A 15331-nucleotide genomic window follows, 5' to 3' on the forward strand; every position below is an offset into this window, starting at 1 on the left:
TCCATGGCGGAAGAAAAACGAAACCTAGAAACAATCCCTGCAGGCTCTCTTGGCATTATCTCTCTGGCAGGCTGTAAAACTCTTGGAGAACAGGTAGACCACTACCTGGTAAAATGGCGTCAGGAAAGAGAAAGTGAGCACAAAAACAGCCTTGCATTTTCCGGCTATCAGCGCGATTCTTATATCCTGCAAAGCAAGGTGCCGCGTTTTGGAACCGGCGAAGGAAAGGGTGTCATTCTGGAGTCTGTACGTGGTATGGACCTTTATCTTCTTGTAGATGTGGTAAATTACAGCCTGACCTATTCCCTCTGCGGCCATGAAAACCATATGTCACCGGATGATCATTTCCAGGATCTGAAGCGTATCATATCCGCCGTGGGAGGCAAGGCCAGAAGAATCAATGTTATCATGCCTTTCCTCTATGAAAGCAGACAGCATAAACGTTCCAGCCGTGAATCCCTGGACTGTGCCATCGCACTTCAGGAGCTTGTAAAAATGGGTGTGGACAATATCATCACCTTCGATGCCCACGACCCCAGAGTACAGAACGCAATCCCGCTCCACGGCTTTGAAACCGTGCAGCCTGCATATCAGTTTATTAAAAATCTTCTCCGCAACCAAAAGGATCTCCAGATTGATTCCGATCATATGATGGTAATCAGCCCCGATGAAGGCGGTATGGGACGGGCTATCTACATCGCCAATGTCCTTGGACTGGATATGGGTATGTTCTACAAACGCAGAGACTATACCAAAATCGTGAACGGACGCAATCCTATCGTGGCTCATGAATTCCTGGGTTCCGATGTGGAAGGCAAGGATATGATCGTCATTGACGATATGATTTCCTCCGGCGAAAGCGTCCTTGAGGTTGCCGCAGCCTTAAAGAAAAGAAAAGCCCGCAAGATTTTCATCTGCGCTACCTTCGGCCTCTTTACCAATGGCCTGGAAGGTTTCGACAAAGCCTTTGCGGACGGAATTATTGACCGTGTCCTGACCACCAACCTGATTTATCAGACTCCTGAACTTCTGGAAAGGGACTGGTACATCAATTGTAATATGAGCAAATATGTTGCATACCTTATAGATACTCTGAACCACGATACTTCCATCAGCGATTTGCTGGATCCTAATGAAAAGATTCAGAAGCTGCTGGGAAGGTATCGGTCCAATATACTTTAATGATATATGATATTTAAAAATTTGTTTAGCAGAATAAGCGGGAAAGCCAAACCTTTTTCCTCTTTTGGGATTAGGGTTTGGCTTTTTTTCGCCAATGTATTCAAGTTTCTTCCTTTATCTCCTATTCCTCGAAGTCCGCTAATTTGAGTTAGAGTTGAGTCAAAAGCCACGTCAGGCCTTGACTTTCACTCATTTCCTGTTATACTAAAAAAGCCGCAAACCCTCATAAATACTAAGGATTCGCGGCGACTAACCCGTGTGTTCGAGACCTTCCACACGTAAAACAAAACTTATCAAGGTTTCGCTTTATCAGCCTCTATCTGACCTTCTTTCGCCCATGGATTCAAGGTTCTTCCTTTATCTCCTTTTCTCTGGGTTCCTCTAATTTGATTCCAAATTGAGTCAAAAATTGAGTCAGGTTACTTCCTTTTCCCCCTTATCTCACGTTTCAAATAAACGTAAAATCATCTTGTTTTTAGCATCCGGTTCTGCTATACTTATTATCGGTGCTACCCTACACGGTAGGCGGTTGCCCTCTTCCAGAGGGACTGTGACCCTCTGATTACATAGAAACCTGCTTGCAGGAATCCAGTACGAAAGAGGGAATGGATAATGAGCGACTTTGAACTGTTATCGTTGGTTCTGATGATTCTTGCAATCATCATTCCTCTCCTGATAGCTTACATAGAAGCAAAGAAATAACCGCCGTGTCCCTGAGAAAGATCGGCGGTTATTTCTGCTAATTTTTTGATTGGGGCAACCGTCTATCGGTAGCACCTTTTATATAAGTATAATAGCACTTCTATGTTCACATTGCAAGATTTTCTATAAACAGATTTTCCATTAAAAGCATTTCCTGCGCCTTTTCATTTCCCAGTACATGTACATATAAATCCATTGTCATGCTGATATTGGAATGTCCTAATATCGTTTTTAATACATGTGGTTTCATACCATTTTCGATTGCCCTTGTTGCAAAAGCATGTCTTAAGGTATGGCAGGTAAAATGTCCCACCGCTATTCCGTCCTCTAACATATGTTTTTCTATCATTTCCAGTTGTATCTCCACACGGGAACGGCTTAACTCTGAACCGTCCGGCAGGCAGAATACAAAATTATCCGCATTTCCCATTCCCTTGTTATCAGCCTGCCTTTTCATTTCCGACAAGATATCATATGCCTGTGAAAGCATGGGTATTTTTCTTTTCGATGCTTTTGTTTTCGGAGTATCAAGCATATGTCCTTCCCCAGTTACCCAGACAAGCGTATGGTTTACAGATATTAATTTTTTCTCAAAATCTATGTCACACCACCGTAAAGCCCTCGCTTCCCCATTCCTCATTCCTGTCATTATAATAATGCGGAATAAGTCATACAAATAGCTTTCCTTAATATATTCCATGAAGTGTTGCTGTTCTTCTTTTGTAAACACATACTTTTCCTGTTTTTCTCTGCAATTTGGGATTTCTGCGAATGGCACCGGGTTGAAGGAAATCAGACGGTTATTCAATGCTTTCTTAAAACAGCCGTTAAGCGTCGCCCCTACAAGCTTAATTGTCCCTGCCACAAAATCCCTGTCATGAAGGTTATTATATAAAGTCTGGATATCATCCACTGTTACATCCTTCAGCTTCTTTTTTCCTATCCCCTTCCTCACATAATAATCATAGTGGTTCTTGTAATTATAGTACGTCCCATATTTTACGGTTTTCTTTTTATAGGTTTCCATCCACTTGTCAAACCATGCATTCAGTGTAAGGGTACATTCCTTAATATATGTCCCCTTCTTCAGCTCAACCCGCATTTCCTCCATGCGCTGGTTCAGCCGTTTCCACTGCGTATCATACAATACATAGGGCTGTCCCTGATAGGTAAACCTCCCAAGATAGCTTTTCCTGTCCTCCCTCCATGAAATTCCTTTCGGTAAACCTTCCTTTTTAATTGTAGCCGCCATAACCACACATCCTTTCTGTTATAATTGTTCCCAAAAACTTTCCGTAAACTGGTAACTCCCTGTTGGGAGGGGAAGGGTAACGCTTCCTTCCCCCTGTGTCAATATCAGACTGCGATTTTTTCCAGATAGCTTTCCACTTTATTGATGTTGTACCAGACACGCCGCCCCACATAGACACGGGCTTTTGCTTCCTGTCCTATCTGTACCGCCGTTTTGTAGCCGCAGTTCAGCCTTGCCTGTAACTGTTCCACATTCACCATGATTGGGTTTTCCGCACATTCAAATTTTGTTTTTCTCATGCTAAAAATTCCTCCCTATACTTTGATATTCATTCATGCTGATTACATACTTTGCCATTTCAGGCAGTTCATAATTAACCCAGATAAATTCTTGCCCCATATCCTTATGTTTTGTTGTCTGGCACGCCTTGACTATGTCAGCTAATTTATAACAATGCCATCCATACGGCAGGAGATAGGTGTCATAGAGATCGGCGCCTTTCTCTGCCCGGTATCCGCAGAGCATGATTTTACATTTTGCCTGACGGATTGTTTTTAAAAGCCTGACCTGCTCTCTGTGCGGAAGTTCGCAGGCATACACATTTCCCGCGCCCGCTCCCCGGAGTTCCTTCCTGTAAGGCGGGTCTACAAACGCAAAGGCTGAACTATTTCCTGATATTTTTTGTAACAGGCTGATACCATCCATGTTTTGAACACGAACCCCTTCCATACGTTCATAAACCTTTGGAATGTGAAGTTGAATCTGTTCCCCGTACTGCCATGTGGAAATCCCCTCCCGGAAACTTTTCCGGGTGCTGTTAAAACTCTGAGTAATCTGAATGTAAACCATGGCCGCCCTGTCTATGTCACTGATTCCCCGGTAATGGTTCTTTTTACACATCATGGCTTCCTCATAAAATTCTCGCCCATACCACAGGCCGCAGAGCCGCGTTGTCAGTTCCTTCCCCTTCTCCCTGTCCGCCATGACTTTCATCAGGCAGACAAGGTCGGGGTCAAGGTCGTTTATGACTTCCAGTTCGCTCCGTTTGTGATTTAAAAGGACGGCGGCTGAACCCATGAAGGGCTCATAGTATGCCCTGTGTTCCGGAATAAGGAAGTTGATTTTCGTTACCAGCCTCGTCTTTCCCCCGTACCACTGAAAAAACCTCACGATACTCATTGTAAAATTCCTCGTCTTCCTTTTCTTCAATTTCTTTTTCTGATGTTAACAAAATTTTGTAATACCGTTTTAATTCGCCGTTTATCCGGATGGAATAATCATATGGCCTGTTCTTTCCCGGTTCAAGCGCCCCCAAAATTTTTAGCCGTTTCAGGATTTCAAGCTTTTTGTAGCCTATTGCCTTTAATGTTTCATCCGTTTTCAAATCTGCTTCAAATCGGTTTACCTGTATATACCCATAGCCATCCCTGATAAACACTTCCGATTCTATATTGTCAATTAATTCTTCGCCGTTTTTTCGTATGTATTTACTCACTTCTGAGTGAATGCGTTCCACAGGTAACTTTTCCTCAATGTCAATTACCTTATAATCATTGATATGTATGTTACCTTTTATTGACGCTATATCGTTAAAAGTAAAGCCGCCTTCCATATCGTATAAAAAATCCAGTACCTTTGGCTTGGAATTAAAATCGCTCAACTTTATTGTAGTAATGTCTGACATAGTTCCGTTTGGTGCTTCCACATATAATTGGAATGACATTTTTTTAGTACCTATTTCCCGCAAATGCACAATCCTCACTTTGTAATCCCAGTCATTCGTATAAACAACCTGTCCTAATTTTTCCATAACTGCCACCTTTCCCATACTGATAATTATAATTTTTTTGTTACCGGCACAGTTGGGCAGAGTCCGCCCGTATATGCCCGGGCTTCCTCTAAATTTTTAGAACCTCTATGCTTTCTACAAATCTGCATAATATGGGCATATCCATAAACCTGCAGACTGTATACTCTTGTCAAAGTACGGTTATAAATCTTTATTGTCCTTCTTTTTTCTGACCACCTCGTTTCCTGTACCTTATGATGCTATTATAGCCGTTCGCTATATGTATTTAAATCTATATTAATATTTATATCACATACATTTAAGATGCTTTTATGTATTTATTTGTATTGCATTAAAGTTTATATGTAAGTCCTATTTTTATTTTTTGTATGGCATAATAAGGGGACGCATATACATTCCATGTAATGTACATGCGTCCCCTTATTCCATGCCCTGTCCTCAGTTTTCCCTCATTTTTCTTACTGCTGTAACTGCATTGATATACTCACAGTGCTTTGACAGCAGTTCCCTGTAGTGCTCCAGCTTTACCATATTTCCTATAATTTCATCCCAGTCCTTTATCTCCAGTTTTTCCAGTTCCTTTAAGAACCTCGCCATCCTGCTTTCCTCCATAAAGGCATATCCTTTATGGAAGTAATACCAGACACGGTACAGGGGGCTTTCCGTATCATAGGTGTTTTCTATTACCCCTTTTTTCAGAAGCCCATTTAATACCCGGATGACCTTGTCCGCCCTGTCCTCCATTGCCTTTTCTGCCAGTTTCAATGGATACCCTGCGTAATGCCTTACATGAAACAGGCACTTCCAGTCTGTTTCATCCAGTGTGTTAATTTCTATCATTGTGCCATTCTTCTCAAAATAGGTTCTGCTGATATGGAATTTTTCTTCCAGTCGTTCCTTCTCTTCCATGGATATCCCGAAATTCTCCCCACGGAACATCTTCTGTATGCGGTCCCTTGATATCCCTGCTACTATGGATTCATAAAAATCTATATTAGTTTTGCGTTTCCCGCCTGTCTTGTAAAAGATGCTATCCTTTTCCATATGCGAAAATAAATACCTTATAATATACATATTGACCATCACATGGAACCCGCTGTCCTTATCCATGAAAGCGCCTGTATTTTTACCCATACCCTGAACCTCCCTTTTTCTTACATTATATAAAGAATGTTCCCAAAAATCATCCCTTATTTTGGTAACTGCCTTGTATCTGTCATGTTCTTAACATTTATCAACCAGTCCCTTTTCTGCCTGAATAAACAGGTTCGAATTCTGATACTTTCTGATTTTTAATCTTTTTGGATTAGTTTTCTTTTTACAGAATTCAATCTAAAAAAATTAAAATTCTTTTTTCCGCACCCTCCCCCTGTTCCTTTTTTTGAAATTAATATAAAACATCAGGAAATACACACTTTTTTTAATAAAAAAGAATACACCTCTCTGGAAAATTGAGTTTCAATCTTAAAAAATTAAATTTCACTTTTTTTATTTTAATATTTTATATTATTACCTATGTCTGTCTGTATTCCATGTATCAACAGTTTCCAAAAACTGCACTCTATTTTGGGAACTGTTTTAAACAGACTTAGGTGTACTCCCTGTCCTTCCCACCAGTCCAGTTTCTGTATTCGTTTTTTCTTATATCTATTCCTTTCTGTGATTTCCCGTCACATGCCGTATTCTTCCCACCAGTCAGCATAATGTTATAAAAATACCTTTTAATCAGCAGAAAAAAAGGAACAGGGCTGTTCCTGCTCCCTGTTCCTTTTCTTACACTGATATTCTTTATATATGTTCATACTTGGTGTGTTCCTTTATCAGCTTATTTTTTATCTGTTCCTCTGAAAACTTATGTCCTGATAATTCCATAAGCTGTGGAAGGCTCAGTTTCTGTCTGGTAAATGCAAAGTATAGCTGTTCCTGTGTCACGTTCTTGACAGGCACAATGACTGGCTTTTCTATCTCCATGACCTTTTGCGAATTTTTGCTAATTGCCATTATCAGTTTATTCAGGTTGGCTACCACCTTCTGTAAGTCTGCTATCTGCTTTCCCAGTCCATTGATCTGTTGTTCTATGCTCATTTTTCATTTCCTCCTGTTTCCTCACTGTTTTCTTCTCCAATCCTGTCCATGTACTTTAGATAAACCTCTGTCAGCTTGTCTATTAATCGTCTATCTTCCTTTTCCGTGGAATGCTTTGGCGTATACGCAAGAAGGAGAATACTGCAAGTGTCTTTTTCCTTCCTTAATAAAGCTTTCCCCTTATGCGCTATGTTTGTTTTGATGTATTTCATGTTTTCTCTTTTTCTCCTTTCTGGAAAAATTGTTTCTGTTTCTTCCATAAAATGTATCTTTATAGGCTCTCCCTGTTTTCCTTCTTCCCTGATGGATAGCTGTCCCGTTTTCCCTCCCCTCCTGGACAATACCTTCCGCTGATACAACTTTTCTTTTAAATGCTGGCAGAAAAAAAGGAATGGCCTGCCAGATATTCCTGACAAACCATTCCTTTTTATCCATATTCAGAAATAGGCTTTCAAAATCATGCCCCTGTTTTCTCCCCCTTGGCTACTGGAACTTTTTTCCCATCCCATTGCTTCCGGTCAAAGGTAATGATTTTCCCATCTTCAACCTTCATGCCGCCTGCTATGGCTCCTAGTTCATAAAGGGCAAGTAATTTTTCAGCCTTTAGTGTTTCCCTTGCAAACCTTGAAGAAATCAAATGGTAATAAATTTCTCCATCCATTTCCTCTGTGCCTGTCACATAATAAAAAATATTCATCATCACAAGCCCGTCCTCAATCAATGGGATAAGCTTTCCAATGTGAACCTTACACATGATGTTTTCCATCATGTAACCTTCATGGTCAAGCTGTAATTCCCCTTTCCCATCCAGACATAAACCCAATATCTCTGATTTCCCATTTTTCAGAGCTGCTTTAATCTGTCCGGAAGTCATTTCAATGACCTGCTTCCCATCCCACAGTTCCCATCCCAGTTCACGCGCTCCTAAAAACAATCTGTTCACAGCTACCTTACACATAATTTCTTCCTCCATTTAAAATGTTTTTTAGTTTTAAGTTATTTGTTTTTCTCTTAACTTTAAATACATTTTAACGCGGTGGCTGTGGGTTGCAAGATGTGATAATATATAAAAAACAGCCCTGTGACCACCAGTAAACAAGTGATACTGCAAGACCGTTTTTTAATTCTGCCATTCTGTCTAAATTGTAATTTTTTTATAGTTTTAATGTCCTTTATGGATGCATATACGTGCCTATTACTTAAAGGTTATATACTTCAACGATTCTTCAAAAGCATTTCTATATGCAATACATTCAGGATTTATACACAATTCCCATTCACCGCCAACTACGCCATGCGGACATTTAGAACTCACACGGATTACTGTTTCATCCGCCACGGAACACCCTTTCATAGGAGGTAACGCAGGCGCATTATCTGCAATACAATTAAAATTCAAGTCAGTATACCCACAGCCATTGTAGGGATCCCTATCATCTATACCATTGCCATCATTATCTAAAAGGCCATCACTAAAATCTGTCCTAGGAATAATATATTTGTTGTCGAAGAGATTTTCATAGGGGCTATCATTTGGGTCAAATATACGTACGCGCACTTTACTTCCATCCTGATACGTATATATATAATAATCTAGGCAAGTCCATTCATCAAAGAATTCCTGTGCAACGATTTCTTTTCCATTATTTAAAGCCGGCACTGCTGGGATTCTCCCTTCCGCCTTTCCGTATTGTACATAATGCTGAAACAATAAACTTTCATCCGTCCCAAATGACGCCACTACATCAGGGTTATTCTGGGCGTAATATTCCGCGTCAAATATAGTACCGTCTGGCATTGTTTTTGGGGCTGCGGTTACAGTTATTCCCCCATACAATAATAATACTCCCATAGTCATAATTGTTAAAATACTTTTTTTCATCACGATTTCCTCCAATTTTTGTATTGCCTTCATCTTATAACGGCCTTATATTCTATAAAATAAATAATAATTTTTACAGAATATAAGGCCTCAAAATTAGCACAAACGTTCTATATAACTTTTATTTCCAGTAATATGGAAAGATTTTATAATTTTATTGTTCCCACCAGTCAATTGCCCAATATCCTGTATCAAAGGTATAAACTGTTACGCCACTAAAAAGTTCGCCATTCGCTTTTTCATAAAAGCTATCTAAATTTGTATTCTCATAATTATACCCATACCGGAATTTATCAACTAAAATAAATGTTTCCTGCCCATTGATTATTTTTTTTATCTCAAGGTATGTTGCTGTATCTCTATTTACCTCCACATCTATATAATACCCCGAGCCTGGTTCAAATGCGCCCAGCTTTATCCATTCCCCATCAGCAGATGTTCTATAAAAAGAATTTTCCACATCACTGCCATCATGGTGTATAAGCATTTTCGTTGTTATAACGTTAGCATCTAAGTTAACAGCCGAGTTAGCAGCTAACCTTCCTTCTGAAATACCATATTGTACATAATGCTGGTACAGCAGGTTTTCATCTGTCCCAAATACCGCCGCTACATCAGGATAATTCTGCGCATAAAATTCAGCGTCAAAAACGGTTCCGTCAGGCATTGTTTTAGGCTGTGCATATGCTGTCATACTGCACCCCAGCCCAAGTACTAAGATTGTTGTTGCTAAAAATACTTTTCTTTTCATATCTTTCTCCTTTGTTTATTATTTATTAAAGGGTATCAATCCCCATTAATAATTTCCCTCTTCAGTTTTTCAAATTCTTCCTGCTCTATTAACTGCTGTCCGTAAAGGGAGGAAAGCTCTTTCAGCCTTTCCACCTTGTCTTTGCCGGGAATGGGGGCACTAGCCTCCTTTTCCCCCGGGTATACGTAGCTGTACATATTTTGTACCTTGCCGATACATTTATAGAATTCCTTAATTTCCCTTCTCCCTAACTCGGTTACTGGAAAACTGATTGTTTCCGAAGTAAACTCAAGGCAGATTTTTGTCCTTCTTGTAGTAATCAGGTTTGCAATACAATAAACAATACCGATAATAATTGCAAGAAAACCTGCAACAAGGCACAATATTATTATCTGGGGATATTCTGCTTCCGTATCAATTATGTTTAACAGCAGTTGGGTAATAATGCTTTTAAACACTTTGACGTATGCCCCGAAAAGCAATACCATAGAAACTAAGCATATAATTAACCTGTTGGAATATATCGCACCTACCTTTATACCCTTCATTTCATTGGCATTTATCCTACGCTGCATTCTTATACGCCGGGTTATAACATACTTTTTTTGGAATACATTCCCTATAAAATAAAATGCTTTGTCTGTTAGCATGCAGAAGCCATGGTCAGAAGTATTTTTCTTTAGCAGTTCTTCTATATACATGCCCCCTAATATGCCTAATATCTTTTCATCTTTGCTACCGGCAAATTTCTGTACGCTTGCAAATAATTTCCCCTTGTCATTCTCCCATTGGGAATCGTCAAGCGGTGAGTCCTTCCCTTCCTTAGTCCTGGACGCTATCATACAAATAAACAAGACAACTGTAGCTATCAGCAGAAGTACCGACACCATTATGGTTGCTATTCCCATTACTCTTCTCCTTCTGACCCGGTATCCTGAAACAGTTCCATAACCATCTTATCCCGCACTTTCTTTTTCTTCCTTACAGACACGATAACTGATGTAAGCCCTATAGTGAGAACCAATATAATAAATGTCAAAAAAATTGTTGCCGAACTCATTGCTATTTTTCACCCCCAATGTAGTTTATTGTAATTTTCTCATATACTAAACGTTAAGTTAAAATTCCCGCATCCCTTCTTTCTGTCCGTTACCTGCCATTTAATTTTCTTTATTATAGTACTTTGCCGACACTTTTGCAACACTCATTGTGTTTTAAAATTACCCCTCTAGTGTTTTTATACTAATTACAATAAGCGTAGGAGGAAAACACATATGATTAATGGATTACCTGACAGGCTTAAATCTTTACGTTTAAAGTATCACTATTCCCAAAAGCAGGTGGCTGATTTACTTAATATGTCCCCTTCCATTGTATCCGGCTATGAAACAGGGGAGCGCACCCCCAGCGTTGAAGTACTCCTTTCTTTTTCCTATCTCTACAAATGTTCCACTGATTATCTTCTGGGTAAAGATGCCGCCATCCCTGATATGGTTCTTGATACCTCCGGCCTTAATGATAAACAGATACTTGCCCTGCAAACTATCATTGAATCAATGAAGGCATGAGACTTTTTCCCATGCCTTCTGTTTACCATATTACCTGCCACCTACTTAGGGTCATTTATGTATGACTGTAAATCACTGATGCAGTACATTACACATTCCAGGCATAATATTGCCTGTACTTCCAGCTTTTCTGTTTTCATACCCAGTATAAGGCTGTCAAGCATGCACTGTATTGCGCCCAGTCTGGTTGAAGCGTTTTCAATAATTTCTTCCATTTGCGCCAGTCCCCTTGTTTCATTCATCCTGCATGCCCCCATTTTCATAAGTATGCTTATTCCTTATATCTTCCTGCATCCCCTTTAATCTCTGCTGTTCTTCCTGAACCATATTAAGTATACCTTCCACAACTGTCTGCAGGACTAAAATGCAGTGTGGGCTGTCCTCAACCATCCCCCCGGTATCCAGCCCCTCATAAATGACAAACATAGTCTGGCTTAAATGTTCCAGTTCCCTTGCAATATGGGTAAGGCTATCAATCCTTTCCAATTCATTTTTTTCCATTACTTGCTCTCCTTCCAACTATTTTCTATTTACCTGTCAGGTGGAAGGATTATAACGCCGCCTTTATATCTATTCAATGTTTTTTTGATATATTAACAGTTGTATTTACGTTATTCTTATGCCTGATTCAGCAGTACCCAAGGAGAAAACAAACTAATTTCACTTTACTGCCTGTACCTCCTTGATTCCTCTTGTAATTTATCTTTTTTCATACTTTGTGGATTGGTATGTATCTATTTACTTTTGTGCCTATTTTTCTTGTCCAGAAAAAACAGACCCCTGCTGTAACTGAATTACCGGAAGGTGGTGGGGTGTTCCAAATGTTTAGCTGTTCCTTCTTAATTGTTCTCTTTCTTTACCCGGTCACTCATTTTTACTTAATATGTAATTCTGAATGATATACCTGCCTGTTTGCTTCAATTAATATGCATTTACCTTAAATAATACGCTTTCTGCTTTATTCATTACTTGTATCTTTCTCTCCTTAAAAGCCTTCAATGGCAGGTTTATTTATGATAAACAGTATAAAACTATCTGTTTCTCTTGTACTTATTTAACAATAAAGTATTTAACTACTTACTTCTATTGTACATCAATAGATTGCCTTTGTTGGTTATACTTATTGCTATGTTGGATTTCTCCATAAATTCACTTCCTAGAACCTAATTATCCTATTTTTACAGTCTGGAAACATAGTCTGTGTGGGGAAATTAAATGCTAATTACAGAACTGCCGGAGGGTGTGGGATATTATATAATTGTTTCCTCTTATATACTTACTGTAGCATTAATTCATTTACTAAAGAATTATAATCTGCCCTACTGTTATAAGGATTAGTTCTTATGTATAAGTCATTTTAACTTGACTGCTATTATAGGTTAACTGTTCATTTTATCTCTTTTGTATCTTCTATAAATTACTGTCATAAGAATTAGTTCTGTTGTATCCGGAAACAATTAACTTGCCTGCTATTACAGATTAACTGTTTATTTTAGTTTCTGTTGTATCTTTTATATATTCATGAAAAAACTTAGAAGCCAATCATCCGCAATCATAAATGTTTCTTTTTTGTTCATTAGGTGTATCCTTATTTTTTATAAATGTTTCTGCAAATGCCGCTTTCCTGCGATACTAAATGTTTCGCAAAAGAATAGGCAGTAGCATTCTTATTTACTGTAGAATCCTACTGCCCTGCTTTGCTTTCATATACATGCTGACATACATTCATTTTATCTTACTACATATCCTTCCCTCAAAATCTCCCCCTTCCTTTTTCACACCCTTCATCACAACTATTTTTTTCAAAATTTTTAAACTATATGTAGCAACTGCAATGTATACCGGAATGTATCGTTATTACTGTCCACTGTTGCTTTATAGTAACGCACTTTTTTCCCTTTTTATTTCCATGCACTTTTTCATTTTTCCATACTGCCATAAATTACAGACACAAAAATACAATTCCTTCAAAATGCTGAATCCGCTTCCTCTGTATCTTATTTTTACATACTGTTCCCTATAGAAATTACACCATGTATACCCTGCCATGTCTAATCAGGCAAGAAGAATGTCAGCCAAAATCTATTATCATGCTGTCCTCGTACTCTTTTACCTTCCTGTAAAACGTGCTCCTGCTGACATTTAATGCCCTGCTTGCCCCTGCCGCTGATACCCGTTTCTTTTTCCAGTCCTCATAGACTTCCAGAAAGTCGGGAAGCTCCTTCGGCTTACGCCCCTTATATTTCCCCTCTGCTTTTGCTATGGCTATCCCCTCCGCCTGACGCAGTAAGATATTCTGACGTTCAAGCTGTGCAATTGCTGCAAATACGGTCAGCATAAACTCCCCTGCCGGGGTACTTGTATCAATCCTTTCCTTTTGGCTGATAAACTGGACTCCTTTGCTGTTAAGAATATCTGTCAGTTCCAGTAAATCCTTTGTGTTCCTTGCGAACCTGCCAATGCTTTCCACTATGACTGTATCGCCCTTCCTCACATATTCAAGCATTTCCTTTAATTGCATCCTGTCCGTATTCTTGCCTGAAATCTCGTCAATGAAAACTTTATCTGCTTCCAACTGTTCCATTAAAACCTCTTGTCTTGCTGTATTCTGTTCTTCTGTACTTACCCTTACATAACCGACCCTTTCTTCACTCATAATGCTTCCGCTCCTACTCACTAGATTTCTAAATGAAGAAAATCAAGCGTTCCCATTAGACTATACCCTGCCGCTACAATATTATTGAACCGGAAAACTGTCACAATAGAGCAGATTTTCTATTAACAGAGCGTCTTATGGTACACTTTTTTCTTTGTCTCATTTAGATACCTATAATCATTTCAGAGCACTTTTTCTTGATATACATACTGTCCTTTTATCACTGACCATGCAAAATCTGATTTTACAAGCTTTTCCTATTTCCTCCCATTGTCATTCCCATAAAAAAGGAGTGAAAGGCAGACAACACTTCCCACCTCTCCGGTGCTGATTTTTCATATTGCCTGCACTCCCGGCAATATGTCATTACCTTTGAATTATAAACGCAAATTTTTTAGAAGAATATTTTCATCCGTGACACGCTTTTGTTTAGCCATACAAGACAATTTGATGTCTTATTATGTTTTCACTTTTCTATATGTTACTAATCAACAAATTTATAGCCACTAACTAATATCCTTATCTTTCAATAAGTCTGCCTTTCACCCCGAAAGCCATTATATCGGAATTACCAGACATTTGACTGTAGGGAATATGCCGGTTTTCCACCTAAGGGACTATCATTTTTTAATCCTGCCGTCTACCTCCCCTGCCCATCCTCATTCAAATACCCCTGTAGCCATCTAGTATCCCCCTGTTTCCTCCCTAATCCCCGCCCCTCATAAATCCCCTATCCAGTCCCCATCCTTCATCTGCCTTCCTCTCCCCGTTATCTCCCTTCCCCAAAAGTTGAGTCAAAAGTTGAGTCAGGCCTTGACTTTCCCCCATTTCCTGTTATACTAAAAAAGCCGCAAACCCTTATAAATACTAAGGATTCGCGGCGGCTAACCCGTGTGTTCGAGACCTTCCACACGTAAAACAAAACTAAAGGAGAACAGAATAATGCAAAAGAAGAACATTCAATTCCTGACCCAGGCGGCTATGATTGCCGCTATTTATGTTGTGCTCACATTTGTAGCCAACGCTTTCGGCCTCGCCAATTATGCTGTGCAGGTCCGTTTCTCTGAGGCGCTCACCATTCTGCCAATTTTTACCCCTGCCGGGATTCCCGGACTATTTATCGGTTGTCTTATCAGCAACATCCTTACCGGATGTGCCATTCCGGATATCATATTCGGTTCCCTCGCCACGCTGATCGGCGCGTTTGGCACCCGTGCGCTGAAATCCAACCGTTTCCTGGCTGTACTGCCGCCTATTGCCGCCAATGCAATAATCGTACCTTTGATACTGAAATATGCTTATGGCCTGGAACCGCTCTGGTTTTCCTTTTTGACAGTAACCGCCGGAGAAATTATTTCCTGCGGCGTCCTCGGACTTCTGCTTGCCTTCGCATTAAATAAATACCGGAAACAGATTTTCGGAAACTGAATATGGGAACATAAA

The 15331-nt window shown here is 39.6% G+C and carries 17 protein-coding genes; 3 read left to right on the plus strand and 14 right to left on the minus strand.

Annotated elements, in window-relative coordinates:
* Positions 1-3: 3 nt before the first annotated feature.
* The gene (locus BLA28_RS20235; protein ID WP_009251897.1) at positions 4-1182 is read left to right on the plus strand and encodes a ribose-phosphate pyrophosphokinase; all 1179 of its coding nucleotides are present in this window, start codon (positions 4-6) and stop codon (positions 1180-1182) included.
* Between the two features lie 808 nt (positions 1183-1990).
* On the opposite strand, the gene BLA28_RS20240 is transcribed toward BLA28_RS20235, so the two are convergent.
* From BLA28_RS20240 to BLA28_RS20295, 11 genes are all read right to left on the minus strand, one after another.
* On the minus strand, positions 1991-3136 hold the full coding sequence (locus BLA28_RS20240; RefSeq protein ID WP_071699367.1) for a tyrosine-type recombinase/integrase: 1146 nt from the start codon (positions 3134-3136) through the stop codon (positions 1991-1993).
* A 104-nt stretch (positions 3137-3240) separates the two neighbouring features.
* Positions 3241-3435: a hypothetical protein gene (locus tag BLA28_RS20245; protein ID WP_071699368.1), complete on the minus strand. Its 195-nt coding sequence runs from the start codon at positions 3433-3435 to the stop codon at positions 3241-3243.
* 1 nt (position 3436) lies between these two features.
* Entirely contained in the window at positions 3437-4315 is an 879-nt protein-coding gene (locus BLA28_RS20250; RefSeq protein ID WP_071699369.1) for a DNA adenine methylase, read from the minus strand.
* On the minus strand, positions 4221-4946 hold the full coding sequence (locus tag BLA28_RS20255; RefSeq protein WP_071699370.1) for a hypothetical protein: 726 nt from the start codon (positions 4944-4946) through the stop codon (positions 4221-4223). The genes BLA28_RS20250 and BLA28_RS20255 overlap by 95 nt, the downstream gene beginning before the upstream one ends.
* Positions 4947-5384: 438 nt before the next feature.
* Positions 5385-6080 (minus strand): hypothetical protein, encoded by a 696-nt coding sequence (locus BLA28_RS20260; protein WP_071699371.1) that lies wholly within the window; start codon positions 6078-6080, stop codon positions 5385-5387.
* A 654-nt stretch (positions 6081-6734) separates the two neighbouring features.
* Positions 6735-7031: a hypothetical protein gene (locus BLA28_RS20265; RefSeq protein WP_071699372.1), complete on the minus strand. Its 297-nt coding sequence runs from the start codon at positions 7029-7031 to the stop codon at positions 6735-6737.
* Positions 7028-7291 (minus strand): hypothetical protein, encoded by a 264-nt coding sequence (locus BLA28_RS20270; protein ID WP_143131511.1) that lies wholly within the window; start codon positions 7289-7291, stop codon positions 7028-7030. Before BLA28_RS20270 ends, BLA28_RS20265 begins: the two co-directional genes overlap by 4 nt.
* Positions 7292-7488: 197 nt before the next feature.
* Complete coding sequence (locus tag BLA28_RS20280; RefSeq protein WP_071699375.1) at positions 7489-7989, minus strand: hypothetical protein; 501 nt, start codon at positions 7987-7989, stop codon at positions 7489-7491.
* A gap of 237 nt (positions 7990-8226) precedes the next feature.
* Positions 8227-8913, minus strand: a complete 687-nt coding sequence (locus BLA28_RS20285) for a hypothetical protein (RefSeq protein ID WP_143131512.1) — start codon at positions 8911-8913, stop codon at positions 8227-8229.
* Positions 8914-9067: 154 nt separating this feature from the next.
* Positions 9068-9664, minus strand: coding sequence for a hypothetical protein (locus tag BLA28_RS20290; protein WP_071699377.1), 597 nt, complete (start codon positions 9662-9664; stop codon positions 9068-9070).
* 35 nt (positions 9665-9699) lie between these two features.
* The gene (locus BLA28_RS20295; RefSeq protein ID WP_071699378.1) at positions 9700-10572 is read right to left on the minus strand and encodes a hypothetical protein; all 873 of its coding nucleotides are present in this window, start codon (positions 10570-10572) and stop codon (positions 9700-9702) included.
* 366 nt (positions 10573-10938) lie between these two features.
* Here BLA28_RS20295 and BLA28_RS20300 point away from each other — a divergent pair, with 366 nt between their 5' ends.
* Complete coding sequence (locus BLA28_RS20300; protein ID WP_071699379.1) at positions 10939-11232, plus strand: helix-turn-helix domain-containing protein; 294 nt, start codon at positions 10939-10941, stop codon at positions 11230-11232.
* 41 nt (positions 11233-11273) lie between these two features.
* On the opposite strand, the gene BLA28_RS20305 is transcribed toward BLA28_RS20300, so the two are convergent.
* The 3 genes from BLA28_RS20305 to BLA28_RS20315 all read right to left on the minus strand — a co-directional run bounded on the left by BLA28_RS20305 (position 11274) and on the right by BLA28_RS20315 (position 13888).
* A complete protein-coding gene (locus tag BLA28_RS20305) occupies positions 11274-11474 on the minus strand; it encodes a hypothetical protein (RefSeq protein WP_071699380.1) in 201 nt (66 codons plus the stop codon).
* A complete protein-coding gene (locus BLA28_RS20310) occupies positions 11467-11733 on the minus strand; it encodes a hypothetical protein (RefSeq protein WP_071699381.1) in 267 nt (88 codons plus the stop codon). Before BLA28_RS20310 ends, BLA28_RS20305 begins: the two co-directional genes overlap by 8 nt.
* A gap of 1570 nt (positions 11734-13303) precedes the next feature.
* Entirely contained in the window at positions 13304-13888 is a 585-nt protein-coding gene (locus BLA28_RS20315; protein WP_071699382.1) for a recombinase family protein, read from the minus strand.
* Between the two features lie 942 nt (positions 13889-14830).
* Here BLA28_RS20315 and BLA28_RS20320 point away from each other — a divergent pair.
* Positions 14831-15316 (plus strand): QueT transporter family protein, encoded by a 486-nt coding sequence (locus tag BLA28_RS20320; RefSeq protein WP_009251899.1) that lies wholly within the window; start codon positions 14831-14833, stop codon positions 15314-15316.
* Positions 15317-15331 lie beyond the last annotated feature (15 nt).

The sequence above is a fragment of the Eisenbergiella tayi genome (genome assembly GCF_001881565.1).
GTDB lineage: Bacteria > Bacillota > Clostridia > Lachnospirales > Lachnospiraceae > Eisenbergiella > Eisenbergiella tayi.